The following is a 13,997-nucleotide window of genomic DNA, read 5'->3' as shown; positions in this document are numbered from 1 at the left end:
GGTCAGAAATCGGCCCGGAAGAGGAAGGCGCGCGAAACGATATACATGAAATAGATGATCATCAGGTAGACCGCGACTTTCTTCCCGATTTTTCCGTTCGCTTTCAGGAGGATCAGCCAGAGGATCGCGCCGGTCAGCGTTTCCCACGGCAGGTCCCAGCGGACGAGCGGGAGCGGGACGGCGTATCCGGAAATCAGCGCGCCGCCGCCGATCGCGAGGAGCGGGTTGACGATATTTGAACCGACGAGCGTCCCGAGCGAGATTCCGGCTTCTTTTTTCTGGATTCCGACGATAGCCGTCGTGAGTTCGGGTAAAGCGGAAGCGAGTCCGAGCGTTACGACCCCGATCAGCGACCCGGCGATCCCGGTTTCGTTAACGATGCGTTCGGTAAGCTGAAGAACGACGGACGCGCCCGCGATCGTCAACAGTAGCATCAGGATTGCGATCAGGATATCGCGGACGACTTCTTTTCCGTTGGTCGGGACGCCGGCGGCGACGTCTTCGTCTTGAATCTGATTTGCGTCCTTATTATAAAATTTCCGCTCGTCCTGATAAAGATAGAAGCTGTACAGGATAAAGCAGCCGAACAGGATCGCGCCGTCGATCCGGGAATAGGTTCCGTCCAGCCCGAGCAGGATACAGAGAACTGTCGTCCCGACCATGGGAATCATATTTTTCCAGACGAAGTAGCGGCGGTAGGTCAGCGATCCGGCGAGAAAGACGACGAGTCCGAAAATAAGCGTCTGCTGAACGACGTCGGAGCCGATATTCGATCCGAGGACGATCGCGGAGCCGGTTTTATAATCCATTCGACCGGCCAGGATTCTGACCGACGCGGTGAAATGCGCGACGATTTCCGGAAGGGACGTCGCGATTGAAACGACGGTCATGCCCATGAACGTACTGGACAAATCGAAATAGGAGGCGATGCCGATGAGCTTGGTAACGGCGTGGTTGCTGGCGAGTATCATGACCGCGAGCGCAATGGATCCGACGGCAACAGCAAGGAATAATGAATCAGGTAAGATAAGCATCAACGTTTCCTTTCACAGAAGCTCCTATTATATGCCTGAAAATAAACCGGATTTCAGCGTTCCTGGCTCGGATTATGACAAACAAGGGCGATTGTCCCCTGAAAATAGATAGCGGGAAACGCGGGGGCGGGGTTTTCTGAATTCCCTGAAATGATCCCGACGGTTTAACGTGAAACGGGAGAAAGAACGTACGGTCTCTTTCTCCCGTTCCGGTTTCCCCGAGCAGGTGATCTGGAAGGAGGTGGAGGTCTCGGGAAATTTCCGGGAACTAATCGGTTACGACGAGGTCGACGAGCTTCAGCGGGTTGCTGCCCTTCAGTTCAACCAGCCCATGGTTGCTGATCCTGAGTTCGGGGATAACGATCAATCCGATCAGGCTCATCGTCATTTCGATCGATTCGCTGACCGCGCCGGCTTTCCCGAGCGCCTTTTCGATCGCGTTCAGTTTCAGAGCGGTTTCCCCGATCGGTTCAAGGCTCATCAATCCTGCCAGCGGAAGCGGCAGGACCGCGTCGATTTTCCCGTCGACGACGATCGCAATTCCGCCGTTCGCTTCGATCACGGCGTTCGCCGCCAGCGTCATCGCGTCGTCGTCGGTTCCCACGACGAGCAGGTTATGGCAATCATGCGAAATCGTTGACGCATAGGCGCAGCCGGGGCGGAATTTCGTTCCGCGGATAAAGCCGGCTCCGCGCGGCGGGATCGACGGATCGGGTTCATGCCGATAGAAGATCACGCCTTTGGCGATATCGTTGTCAGCGTCGGCGACGAAGAATCCGTCCTTCGGTTCAACGATAAGCTGGAGTTCCTTAGCGACGACGTCGCCGGGGCGGATTTCGATGACGCGGATTTTCTGCGGATCGTTCGAGGGCGCGGGAATCGCGAAATCGGATTTTTTTCGCGGGTTGAGCTTCATCGTTTTCAGCGCAGCTTCCGGATACGAATACGGTGTCAGTTCGACCGTCATCTTTCCGTTTTCTGCGACGAGGACGCCGTCCGAATAGACTTGATCGACTTTGAAATTGACGAGATCGCTGAGGATCAGGATATCCGCGCTTCGGCCGGGCGCGATCGAGCCGATCCGCCGCGCCTTTTCGATCAGCTGCGCGTTGTTGAGCGTCGCCATCTGGATCGCGGTTACCGGCGGGACGCCGTTGCGGATTGCAACGCGGACGCAGCGGTCCATCTGCCCTTCGCGGGCAATCGTCGCAGCGTTGACGTCGTCGGTACAGAGCGTCAGGAAGCGCGTATCCGCGTTGGGATTATCCGTATAGGCGCGGATCGTATTGGGGACGTCGAGCCAAGCCGATCCGTAGCGGAGCTGGCTGTAAAAGCCGATTTCGCTGCGCTTCAGGACCTCTTCGGCGCTGCGAACCTCGTGGCAGGCGTTCATTCCAGCGGCGGCGAACGCGTTCAGCCCCTGGTCCAACTCCATCGAGGAGTAGTGCCCCGTCATGACGACGCCGGCGTCATGCGACGCTTTCAGGATTTCATGCGTCCCCGGATCGCCGTAGATAACGCCGGGAAAGTTCATTTCTTCGCCCTGGAGCTGAGCCCAGCCGTTCCGGTAGGCTTCGGCGACTTCTTTCCCGTGAATTTCGGCGCCGGTATTTTCGAGCCCGGCGACGGCGGGAACGCAGACCGGCATTGCCAGGAACGACTTGATCGGTAAGTCCTTAAGCACGTCATGAAAGAGCCGAACAGCTTCGAGGCCGAGGACGTTGGTAATTTCATGATTATCCGGGCAGATCGTTGTCGTCCCGTGCGCGAGGCAGCCGGCGGCGAAATGAACCGGGTCGACCATCGACGATTCGATATGCACGTGCGAATCGATCAGGCCCGGCGCGACCCAGCGTCCGGCGGCGTCGACGACGACGGTTCGATCGTCGCGCTGGATTTTAGATAAGGCGTCTTTACCGATATAGACGACATATCCATGCTTGACGACGACGTCCATGTCCGGCTGAATCTGGCCGATATTGACGTTGACGAGTCGTCCGTTGATGATCATCAGATCGGCGGGCATGCGCCCCATCGCGACGGCGACGAGATCCCGCGTGACCTCTCCGATCGGTATTCTACGGAAAGTGGATTCCGCTTTCATAAGTTATTTTCCTTTCTCTCCGCGGGAGTAAGGTCTTCCGAGGGCGGAGGGGGTACCGATATGTTTTTTCCTGGCGCTGTTGGCGCCAATAATCATTACGACCAGCGTAAAGATATACGGGAGCATCTCCAAAAAGAACGTGTAGTTCGGATGAAGGAAGAAGGGGTTGGCAACTAAGCCGCCGAAAAGCTTCGAGGGAATTTTCAAGTCGAGAACGAGGCGCGACAGGATTCCGAAAAAGTACGCGCCGAGCGCTCCGCGAACCGGGTCCCACTGCGCGAAGATGACCAGCCCGACGCAGATCCATCCGCGCCCGTTGACCGTCAGTTCGGAGAACCAGCCGGAGTAGATCGCGATCGAGATCGCCGCGCCGCCGATTCCGGCGAGCGCCGCGCCGAAAATCGCGTACACGTAGCGCAGTCCGTTGACATTAACGCCCATCGCGTCGGCCGCTTCCGGGTTTTCACCGATTGCGCGCAGGTGCATCCCCGGCCGCGTCTTCTTCAGGTACCATTGCGCGATAGGGATAATCAGGATCCCGATGTAGACCATGACGTTCTGTTTGGTCAGGTGATACAAGCCTTCGCCGAACCAACCGTAATTCAGCAGGCCCGGGAATTCGATACCGGGGAGGAGCGGAACTTTTCCGACCAGACTCGACAGGTTCGCGCCGAGAACGAGGCTGACGCCGGTTCCGACAAAATTGGTCGCGAGACCGCTGACGACTTGATCGGCTTTCAGCGTGACGCAGATGATCGCATGCAGGATTCCCAGAATCGCGGCGGAAACCGCGCCCATCAGCAGGCCGATCCAGGGATTCCCGGTCGAAGCGGAGACGGAGTAGCTGATCGTCGCGCCAAGAAGCATGTATCCTTCGATCGCCAGGTTCATGACGCCGGAGGTTTCGGTGAAAATTCCGCCGAGCATTCCGAATAACAGGACGGTCCCGCCGGAAAGAGCGGCGGCTAAGAGTTGAAAGAGCTGCATCAGGCTGTCTCCTTTTGTTCTTCTATCATAGATTGGCTGGAACTGACGGACGTGATCCGGATTCGATAGTTCAGGAAGAAATCGAACGCAATCAGGCAGACGAGGATAATCCCCTGAATCATCGTCGGTATTCCGGAAGGCTGGATTTCGCGTCCGGCGATAATCAATCCGCCGAAAAAGAGCGATACGGGGATCGTCAGCAGCGGGTTCAGCTTCGCCAGCCAGGCAATAATAATCCCGGTGTAGCCGTAGCCATCGGAGATTGAGCCCTGGAAACGCTTAACAACGCCGGAGATTTCGGTCGCGCCGGCGAGACCGGCGATTGCGCCGGAAACGACCATGATCAGCACGATATTGCGGGAAATATTGATCCCGGCGTAGCGCGCGACTTCGCGGCTTTCGCCGAGGAGCTTAATCTCATAGCCCCATTTGCTTTTGTAAATCATGATGTAAATCATGATCGCCATGAAGATCGCGAAAAAGAGCCCCAGGTGCAGCGTCATGCCGCGCAGCGCTTTAATATCGTAGGTTTTCGCGATGTCCGAGAGCCGCGTCAGGAGCGCTTCCTTCGGAAACTTTTTCGACATCTGGAACCCCTTATCGGACCACATCCCGAACAGGAAGAAGTTGTTCCAGGCGATCGCGATATAGTTCAGCATCAAAGTTGAGATGATCTCGTTGACGTTTAATCTGGCTTTCAGCAGGCCGGGAATGACGCCCCAGAGCGCGCCGAAGACCATCCCGGAAAGCATCATGACCGGAATATAAACCCAGGATGGAGAGCCTTCGGGGACGATCGGGGCGAGGACGACGAGGCTGGCGCCGAACGCCCCAAGGAAGAACTGCCCTTCCGCGCCGATATTCCAGATTTTCATCTGAAACGCCAGCGCGCAGGCCGTCCCGCAGAGAATCAGCGGAATCGCTTTCGTAAACGAGTCGGAAAGCGCGAACCAGGACCCGAATGCCGCGTTCCACATGCGTGAATACGTGTACAGCGGATCGCCGCCGACCGACGCGATCAGGATCCCCGAGAAAATCAGCGCGGCGATCACGGAAATAAGGGTCAGGATCGGCGAAAGCCATTTCGGCGATTCGTCCGTCCTCTCCTCGATATTGATATGGTACGGAAACCTGAAGCGGTTTGAAAAGGTTGATTTGTTAGTCATATTCCGTTATATCCTTATTTTTCGGGAGTTTCGGCCTGAGAAACGGCGGCAGGGTCTTCATCAGGAATATCTTCGAGACGAGTCCCGGTCATCATCAGACCGATTTTCCGGATGTCGCCGTCGAGAATTTCGCCCATGATCTGACCTTCAAACATAACGTAGATCCGGTCGCTCAGTGTGACCAGTTCTTCGAGCTCTTCGGATATCAGGAGTACGCCTGCGCCGGCGTCGCGCTGGGCGAGGATCATGCGCTGGATCCCTTCGATCGCGCCGACGTCGAGCCCTCGGGTTGGCTGAACGGCGATGAGGAGCTGTTTCATGTTATCCAGCTCGCGGGCGAGGATTGCGCGCTGAATATTCCCTCCGGAGAGGAGCCGCATCGGCTTATCGATCGTCGGGATCGAGATCTGGTAATCGTCCTTAAGCCGTTCGGCGTAGGTCCGGACCGCAGGCTGGTTAAGCTTCCAGCCGGTCGAAATCGGTTTTCGATCGTAGCTTTTCATGATGACGTTGTTGGCGACGCTCATGTTCCCGGCGGTTGCGACGTGATGACGGTCTTCCGGAATATAAGCGATCCCGTCCTGAATGGTCTGCTTGATCGTAGCTTTCCCGATATCCAGCCGGTCGGTATGGATCGTTCCTTCGGTCGTGGGACGCATTCCGGCGGCGCACTCCGCCAGGATTGTCTGGCCGTTGCCGGCGACGCCGGCAATTCCGACGATTTCTCCGCTGCAAACGTGCAGCGATACGTTGCGGAGCGCCGGGAGTCCCTTGTCGTTCAGCGCAGAGATATTACGGATATCAAGGACCGGACCGCCGCAGCGACATGGGTTTTTATCGAACGAGAAGATAACCTTCCTCCCGACCATCAGCGACGCCAGATCTTCGCGCGTGATATCTCTGGTCGAGACGTCTTCCGCCGTGATTTTTCCATGCCGCAGGACGGTTACGCGGTCGGCAATTTCGAGAATTTCGTTCAGCTTGTGGCTGATAAAAATAATCGATTTCCCGTTCGCGGTCATCGTCCGCAGCGTATTAAACAGGACTTCGATTTCCTGTGGCGCGAGAACGGCCGTCGGTTCGTCCATGATCAGGATATCGCAGCCGCGATAGAGCATCTTCAGGATTTCGACGCGCTGCTGTTCCCCGACGGTCAGCTGCCAGATGAATGCGGCGGGATCGACTTCGAGGTTGTTTTCTTTTCCCAGCGCGCGAACCTGTTTTTCGTATTTATGAATATTCATGACGAATTTCGGATCGTCCAGCCCAAGAAGGATGTTCTCGGTTACGGTCTGCGTCCGAACGAGCATGAAATGCTGGTGGATCATGCCGATCCCTTCCTGCATCGCCAGCTTCGGCGATTTCAGGAGGACCGGCTTGCCATGGATTTTAATCGAGCCGGCTTCTGGCTGATACAATCCAGCGAGGATGTTCATCAACGTGCTTTTCCCTGCGCCATTTTCCCCTAACAGCGTATGGATTTCGCCTTGTCGAAGCGAAAAATTGACGTTGTCGTTCGCGACCATGCCGGGGAATTCTTTCCGGATGCCCTTCATTTCAACGACATAAGGACGTTCATTCTCCATAGATTTACTCCCAGTACAAAAGAATATGTAAAGGTCCTGCTTTTTATTGCTACGTTTATTGGTGATTCGAATCAACTTTCAAAGCGGCGCGGCGCAGCATGAAATCAAGTTTCTGGTGAAAGTTGATGGAAATCTATAATAAACCTTGTCTCTGCCTGAGAAGCGCGCCGGGCCCTTCTCGCAATGAGTCCTTTCCCGGACGGCGGGCCGGCTTATTCGGCCGGCCCGCCGGTTCGGTTTAACCTGATCTCGGGTCTTTACGGGAGTTCGGCCTGAATTCCGTCAGCCCACCAGTGCATACCATATTTGCAGCCCATTTCGCTGCAATCGAAGGTATCGAGGTCGGAGTCTTCCATCTTTTCGCCTTCGGCGATGACGGTGTTGCCTTTGTTGTCAACGATCGGACCGGCGAAGAGATCGAAGCGGTCGATCTTTCCGGCTTCGAGATCGGCGATGTAATTGCGGACGTATTCGAGCGCTTCTTCCGGCATGTCCTGAAGGCCCTTCGGAAGTTCCTCGCCTTCCATGAAACCGACGAGGCCTAAGCCTCTGGCGTCGCCGTCAAAATAATGGCGTCCCGGAACGTAGGTTCCTTCGACGATCCCTTCGACGATCGAAGCGTAGATCGGGCCCCAGTTCCAATAGGGCAGCGTTAAGCAGCGTTCGGAGACGCAGGAGCCGGACCAGTCGTATGGGATCCCCCATTTGCCGTTGCCGTCCGTGTAGTCTTTAGCCATGTCGGCCGGAGCGGGCGTATCGGCGCCGGTGAAGACGACGTACGCGCCTTTATCGAAGAGCGCCTTCGCGGCTTCCTTTTCGGCGATCGGATCGTGCCAGCTGTTGATCGGAGTGACGATCATCGTACATTCCGGGCAGGTTTTCTTCGCGCCGAGCATGAAGGCGTTGCCCAGGCGGAGTTCTTCCGGAATCGGGAACGTGTACATGTAACCGAGGACAGTTTCACCGTCCATCGCCGCGCGCTGACCGGAGAGGTAGCCGGAGAGGTATTTCATGTGTTCCATGGCGCCCATAAGGTTGCCGAAGTTGGTTCCGTTGGATTTATAGCCGGAGACGTGAATGAAATACGTGTCTTCGAATTCTTCCGCTACGGCTTCCATTGGATCCATGAAACCGAACGAGGTGCCGAAAATAACGTCGAAACCTTTCTGCGCCAGCGAACGGAAGACTTGCTCGCTGTTGGTTCCTTCTTCAACGTTTTCAAGGTAGACAACGTTGGCGTTTTCAAGGTTTTCTTTCATGTAAACGGCGCCGTCGTAATGGGCCTGCGACCAACCGCCATCGTTGATCGGGCCGATCAGGACGACCGCGACGTTCGTTTTCCCTTCAACGACCTCCGGGATCTGAACGCCACCCTGAGCGAAAGCGGGAACGATAGCGACAAGAAGCGCAACAAAGACCAACAAAACTGAAAACTTACGTACCATAATTTACTCCTTACTTCCAGATTGGGATTGATTATGCATCCGGCCGGAGCCGAAGTGTCAACATATGAATATTACTCCTTCAGGGGGATAAAAAACGAAGACTAATCAAACCTCCTCCGTTCCGGGGAATGACCGGCCCGTTTGATTCAATATGAAAATTATAAGCGTAATTGTCTGATAACATCAGAGTTTTCAGGTCCCGATTTTGGGAAAAGTGCAATTAGTCACATAGTTGTCAGACATCAGCCGCTCTGATGAGGAGGATTCAGTATAGACAATTATTACTCATTAAATGAGCAGTTCCCGATCTTCAATCCGTTCCTCGAAAAATCCTGTGATTGACTAAATGTTCGCGGGATTTTTCGCGATGAACGTTTCGCGCTCGTTGATTGTGAGCTGATTATTTCTTTTGGAGCCAGGCGGCGGATTCGCGCGCGAGGTCGCGGATCGAGCCGCGTTTTTCGGTGCATCTGGGAATTGAGTTGATGAAATCCTGCCCATAGCGTTTCGTCAGCAGGCGGGAATCGAGAACGGCGACGATCCCGCGGTCGCCCGACGCGCGGATCAACCGGCCGAATCCCTGACGGAATTTCAGGATCGCTTCCGGTAAGCTGTATTGCGCGAAGGGGTTATCGAAGATTTCGGATCGAGCGGCGATAATCGGATCGGAAGGAACGTCGAAAGGAAGCTTGACGATAACGACGCAGGATAATTTTTCTCCCTGGATATCGACGCCTTCCCAGAACGAGCGGGTTCCGAGCAGGATCGCTTTTTCGGACTTCCGGAAGGTTTCGAGGAGCGCGGTCGGCGACGCGCCTTCGCCCTGTTCGAAGATTGAAAAGCCCTCAGTTTTCAGCGCGGCGGTCAGCGCGCTTGACGTCCGTTTTAATTGCGCATAGGACGTAAACAGGACGAGCATGCGTCCGTGCGTCGCCTGCGCGAGGCGGGTGATACTGGTTTCGACCATGTGCTGCGCCGCGCCCTGGTTGGGTTCAGGGATATCGGTCGGCAGGTACAGCAGGACGGATTTTTCGTAGTCAAACGGCGAGCCGACGACGAGTTCTTCCGCTTCGCGCGCGCCGAGGCGGTCGCGGATGTAATCGAAGCTGTTATCCGCGGTCAGCGTCGCGGAGGTCAGGATAACGCATTCTTTTTCCATCCAAAAAAAGCGGTCGATCATGTCCCCGACCTGAAGCGGGGCGGCGTTGAGCGAGAGGTAATTCTGGACCGCCGTAATTTCGAGCCAGTAAATATAATCCGGCTTCGGTTTCATGATCAGTTCTTCGAGCAGCGATTTCGCTTCGTCAATATTCCGGGTTAATTCGTTCAGGATATCGGAGATTTCGGCGAGGTCGTCGTCCGTTTCGCCGAGGTCTTCGAGCGCCTGATGGATTTTTTTTAGTTCGGAAAGCCATTCGCGGAAAACGGATTCGGTTTCGTCCCAGACGATTTCGACGTTGGTCCAGTTCGACGCTGTCCGCGAGGCGGGGGTCAGGCGTTGCTGCTGACCGTATACGGTAAGCTCCGCGCCATCCCGTTCGTTTCGGAGATATTCGTCGAATACGTCGAAGAGCGTTTGGATTCGAAGCTTCAGTTTGGCGGCGGTTTCGGACGCGGTTTGAACCTTTTCGGCGAAGTCGGCGGACTGGTCCGGGGTCGTCCGGTTGACGAGCGCGATGAGAAGCCGTCCGAGCGCGCCGCTGTTTGGACCGCCGATTTCGTTTTCAAGTCGGAGGAGGTCAAATTTCGTGAGGCGTTTTGAAAACGCGTTCGTCGCGGCGTTTTCGAGATGATGACCTTCGTCGATGATCAGGTAGCGATAGTCGGGAAGGATGCGGTTGCCGATCGCCATGTCCGAGAGCAGGAGCGAATGATTCACGACGATCAGGTGAGCCCGGAGCGCTTCGGCCTGTCGCGCGAAATAGGCGCAGCGGTGATCCCGGAAAAATGGGCAGGCTTTCGGCCGGCAGCCTTCGGTTTCGGCGCTGAGCTTCCGCCAGATATCGCGTTCGCAGGGCCCGATCAGCGTAATTCCGCCGCGGTCGCCGGTTCCGCCCTGGCTCAGCCAGACGAGGATTTTCGCCAGGACGCGGAATTCATCCGGAGCGTCGGCTCCGCGCGTTTGCAGCCGTAATACATTCCGCGGGCAGAGAAAATTGATTTTCCCTTTAAGAACGACGGCGCGGATTTCTTCGTCGAGCATGCGTTTCAGCGCAGGGATATCTTTTTGGATCAGCTGATCCTGGAGATTGATCGTGTTGGTCGAAATGACGACGCGTTCGCCGTTCAGGAGGGCCCATTTTGCCGCCGGGATCAGGTACGCGAACGATTTTCCCGTTCCGGTTCCGGCCTCGATCAGTTGGTGATGGCCCCTGGTGAAGCCGTTGGCGACGGCATGGAGCATCTCGATCTGCTGCGGACGGGTTTCAAAATGGTCGATGCCGCGGTTCAGCGCGCCGCCGGATTCGATCAGCGAAGCGGCTTCGTTGACGTCGAGCGGCAGCGTGATTTCGTTCGGCTCGAGAATCGGGATGTCGCTTGAAAACGTGTCATCGAACGAGGGGAAGGGGATTACGTATCTTTTTCCGGTCTTTTCCCCGGCTTTGATCCGCGCCGCCGCGACCTGGTTCAGGAGCGTGGCTTCGTTCCATCCGATCCGATCGCCGAGACGTATCAGGACCATCAGCAGCGTCAGCGGGAGGTCGTACGCTCTTTCAATAAGCTTATTGAAGACGCGAAATGTCGTCTGGCAGTCCGCCAGTGCGCGATGGGCTGTGGAAACGGGAATTTCGAGCTGCTGGGCCAGAGCGGCTAAGTTATATCTTGGGGCGTCGGGAATCAGGACGGACGCCAGCGCGTAGGTATCGTAAGCGGGATTGCCGCGCAGGATTCCGCCCTGCCGCAGGAAAGAGAGGTCGAAAGCAATGTTATGACCGACGACCGGTTCGCGGCCGACGAATGCGCCGAATTTCTCAATGACTTCGAGGACCTGCGGTGCGCCGCGGACCATGTCGTTGGTAATATGCGTCAGGTGAATAACGTTTTGAGGAATGGGACGGTTGGGGTTTACGAGCGATTGGAATTCGTCGAGAACGACGTTCCCTTCGAATCGGACGCCCGCGATTTCGGTAATCTTATCTTCTTTCGGGTTTAATCCCGTCGTTTCAATATCAATCGCGATCATGTCCGTTCGCGTTATCCTGCTTTCCGCTGCGCTGCCGTCGGATTGAGCCGAAGTCTGAGTTCGCCTGAATCCGTGGATTTCGTTTTATTATACATGTCCCGTCGGTCGGCGTTTCATTTTTCCCTGCGGTTCGATGTGCCGAAAGCAGTTTATGCTCAAATAGGTAAATTTGTTACATATTTTTCTGTCATAACCGATAAATTGTGAAATGAGCTTGTGTTAGAATGATATTTGTCATGTGGCTTCATGATTAAATGCACTATGGTTACGGGAGCTTTTACATTTCAAAGGTTCAATAGACCGAATTTTGAATGTAACGCTGAGGGGGAAAATGCTGGTTTGTATGAGAATGGTTCATCCTGCGATTACCGTCAACGCGCGCGCGTCCATCCGGACTGCGATCGACCTGATCGGGGCGGAAGCGATCCGAACTTTACCCGTCGTTGATCGTCAGGGCCGGCTCCTGGGAATTACGACGGATGAAGACCTTGAGCAGTTTGTCGAGCGGCATTCAGAAAATTCGGCGGTTGTCGACGATTCGGTCGTTGAAGAGGTCATGGAGCGGGATGTACTGACGGTAACGGAGAATACGCCGATCGAAGAGGCTGCGCGGATTATTGTCGATTATGGGATTTCGTCGCTCCCGGTCGTTCGCGGCGGGTTTGTCGTCGGGATGATTGACGATAGCGCGATCCTGCGGATGGTGATGGAAATGACGAGTTCGCGATCGGACGGCGTGCGCGTGACGTATACGGTGGATAACGATCCGAATGTGATCAAAAATCTGCTGCTGACGGTTATGGACCTGAACGGGAGCGTCCGCTCGCTGAGTACCTTTACTCCGGACCAGAAGGACTACCAGCTGGTTACGGTGAAGGTCGACGGGGTGGAGAAGTATGCCCTGAAGCAGGCGCTCGCGTCGCATGTCCGTGAGATTATCGATATCCGCTGAGGACAGGCGGAAATCTTGCCTTCAGAATTGGCCCGCGAATTATGGTAATCTTACATGATTTTTAATTTTATTCAGCGAATATCCTGTCAATAACAAGGGGAAGTGACCTAAAAATAAGGGGGGCATCAGTGAGAAAGAAAGCCCCAGGTAGATTAAGAAATCCTGAAGTGACGATGGGCTTTATCCTGAGCACTGGAAAAAAGAAGAATAGCGCCATGGATGGTTCATAGGCGGAGCAGGGAAATCAAATCCAGGCGGAGAAGAAGCATTCTTTTGTACCTCGTGCAGCGCAAGAAAACGATCATCGACAGAAGGCTCCAAAAAACTTCTCTAAGACAATACCACAAACTAATCACAAAGTTTAAATTTCATTCCACGAATTGTTGGTTTATCAATGATGCGTTACAAGTTTGAAAGATGAATCTTAAGGAACTGAGAAGGTGAAAGCCAGGCGAGAGGACGCATCGGGAAATTGTTGTACCAATGGTTATGAACCTTCAGTTGTTTCTTAAAATCGTTTAGCGAATAGAAGCGATGAGTTGCGTAAAAGTACTCATTATCTTTACGGTGTGAACGTTCGACCTTACCGTTATGACGAGGGGTATAGGGACGAATGAGTTTGTGGACGATACCACGCTGTTTGAGCAGCTGCTCAAACAGCGTGGGGCGATCGCGATTCGAGGTAAATCGGTTTGTGAATTCGGAACCGTTATCGGTTTGAACGCATTCAACCTTGAATTTGAAGGCTTTAAGCATATTCTCCAGGAAGGCAGCAGAGGAAAAGGTACTCAGCTCATCGAAGCCTTCAACGTAACGAAAGCGAGAATATTCATCGATAGCAGTATATTGGTAGTATTTCTTACTTCCGAATGAATTAGAAGCAATACAAGCGGGAGGAACGTGCTTGACATCAATTTGAACGCGTTGTCCCGGATATTGCATCGCTTCGTATGTCTTAGGAATATATTTTGGATTTTTGACCTTGATCGCCATTTTTCCACTTTTACAGAGGATGCGGTACAAACCTGTTATGGTGCGGGTATATCCTCGCTGGCGCAGTTTTACCCAGAATACGACTAATCCGGCATGCGGATTCCGTTTTCGCATGTTATGAATCAGCTTGAGCTCTTCTTCTGTATGCTGATTCGGATGACTTTTAGGTTTATGAGAGAAATCCCGCAAAGAATCTTGTGTCCCGTCATACCGTTTCATCCATCTGTATACAGTTGGGCGGCTGACCTTGTATTTTCTTGCTGTTTCACTAACTCCATGCTTTTCACAATACTTTACTATGGACTCCCTGAATCTAAGAATTTGTGTTATCGTCTTCATAGCGAATGGGTATCTCCTTTTCTTTGGTTTTCGCAGACTCAACTATAAACGAGATTTCTTCATTCGCTTTTCTTTTTCTCTAATTTGTAACGCATCTATGGTAATCCTACAAAAGTTTAAATTTCATTCCACGAATACCCTTGCCAAAACGCTGCAGTCCTGCTATACTATGATTCCTTATAGGAAACAATCATATGGATTTATAGA

The 13,997-nt window shown here is 54.1% G+C and carries 9 protein-coding genes; 1 reads left to right on the top strand and 8 read right to left on the bottom strand.

The genetic code is table 11. The features are described from left to right. Positions 1 to 2: 2 nt before the first annotated feature. The 7 genes from BEQ56_09705 to BEQ56_09675 all read right to left on the bottom strand — a co-directional run bounded on the left by BEQ56_09705 (position 3) and on the right by BEQ56_09675 (position 11,506). Positions 3 to 1,034, bottom strand: coding sequence for a hypothetical protein (locus BEQ56_09705; GenBank protein AOH43726.1), 1,032 nt, complete (start codon positions 1,032 to 1,034; stop codon positions 3 to 5). A gap of 268 nt (positions 1,035 to 1,302) precedes the next feature. Beyond that, on the bottom strand, positions 1,303 to 3,138 hold the full coding sequence (locus tag BEQ56_09700; protein ID AOH43725.1) for an adenosine deaminase: 1,836 nt from the start codon (positions 3,136 to 3,138) through the stop codon (positions 1,303 to 1,305). Positions 3,139 to 3,141: 3 nt separating this feature from the next. Beyond that, entirely contained in the window at positions 3,142 to 4,125 is a 984-nt protein-coding gene (locus tag BEQ56_09695; protein AOH43724.1) for an ABC transporter permease, read from the bottom strand. Further along, positions 4,125 to 5,291 (bottom strand): ABC transporter permease, encoded by a 1,167-nt coding sequence (locus tag BEQ56_09690; protein ID AOH43723.1) that lies wholly within the window; start codon positions 5,289 to 5,291, stop codon positions 4,125 to 4,127. Before BEQ56_09690 ends, BEQ56_09695 begins: the two co-directional genes overlap by 1 nt. Positions 5,292 to 5,305: 14 nt before the next feature. Beyond that, a complete protein-coding gene (locus tag BEQ56_09685) occupies positions 5,306 to 6,877 on the bottom strand; it encodes a heme ABC transporter ATP-binding protein (protein AOH43722.1) in 1,572 nt (523 codons plus the stop codon). Between the two features lie 257 nt (positions 6,878 to 7,134). Then, positions 7,135 to 8,322: a BMP family ABC transporter substrate-binding protein gene (locus BEQ56_09680; GenBank protein ID AOH43721.1), complete on the bottom strand. Its 1,188-nt coding sequence runs from the start codon at positions 8,320 to 8,322 to the stop codon at positions 7,135 to 7,137. 400 nt (positions 8,323 to 8,722) lie between these two features. After that, the gene (locus BEQ56_09675; GenBank protein AOH43720.1) at positions 8,723 to 11,506 is read right to left on the bottom strand and encodes a hypothetical protein; all 2,784 of its coding nucleotides are present in this window, start codon (positions 11,504 to 11,506) and stop codon (positions 8,723 to 8,725) included. A 349-nt stretch (positions 11,507 to 11,855) separates the two neighbouring features. On the opposite strand from BEQ56_09675, the gene BEQ56_09670 reads away from it, so the two are divergent. Then, positions 11,856 to 12,458, top strand: a complete 603-nt coding sequence (locus BEQ56_09670) for a hypothetical protein (protein AOH43719.1) — start codon at positions 11,856 to 11,858, stop codon at positions 12,456 to 12,458. Between the two features lie 402 nt (positions 12,459 to 12,860). Here BEQ56_09670 and BEQ56_09665 read toward each other — a convergent pair whose 3' ends face one another. Further along, positions 12,861 to 13,790, bottom strand: coding sequence for an integrase (locus BEQ56_09665; GenBank protein AOH43718.1), 930 nt, complete (start codon positions 13,788 to 13,790; stop codon positions 12,861 to 12,863). Positions 13,791 to 13,997 lie beyond the last annotated feature (207 nt).

The organism is Anaerolineaceae bacterium oral taxon 439, from assembly GCA_001717545.1.
In the GTDB taxonomy this organism is placed as follows: domain Bacteria; phylum Chloroflexota; class Anaerolineae; order Anaerolineales; family Anaerolineaceae; genus Flexilinea.
This window is presented reverse-complemented; position numbering and strand designations above follow the sequence as displayed.

Excerpts from the sequence above, each read along its gene's own strand:
- BEQ56_09705 (AOH43726.1), bottom strand. The coding sequence starts at position 1,034 with ATGCTTATCTTACCTGATTCATTATTCCTTGCTGTTGCCGTCGGATCC.
- BEQ56_09700 (AOH43725.1), bottom strand. The coding sequence starts at position 3,138 with ATGAAAGCGGAATCCACTTTCCGTAGAATACCGATCGGAGAGGTCACG.
- BEQ56_09695 (AOH43724.1), bottom strand. The coding sequence starts at position 4,125 with ATGCAGCTCTTTCAACTCTTAGCCGCCGCTCTTTCCGGCGGGACCGTC.
- BEQ56_09690 (AOH43723.1), bottom strand. The coding sequence starts at position 5,291 with ATGACTAACAAATCAACCTTTTCAAACCGCTTCAGGTTTCCGTACCAT.
- BEQ56_09685 (AOH43722.1), bottom strand. The coding sequence starts at position 6,877 with ATGGAGAATGAACGTCCTTATGTCGTTGAAATGAAGGGCATCCGGAAA.
- BEQ56_09680 (AOH43721.1), bottom strand. The coding sequence starts at position 8,322 with ATGGTACGTAAGTTTTCAGTTTTGTTGGTCTTTGTTGCGCTTCTTGTC.
- BEQ56_09675 (AOH43720.1), bottom strand. The coding sequence starts at position 11,506 with ATGATCGCGATTGATATTGAAACGACGGGATTAAACCCGAAAGAAGAT.
- BEQ56_09670 (AOH43719.1), top strand. The coding sequence starts at position 11,856 with ATGGTTCATCCTGCGATTACCGTCAACGCGCGCGCGTCCATCCGGACT.
- BEQ56_09665 (AOH43718.1), bottom strand. The coding sequence starts at position 13,790 with ATGAAGACGATAACACAAATTCTTAGATTCAGGGAGTCCATAGTAAAG.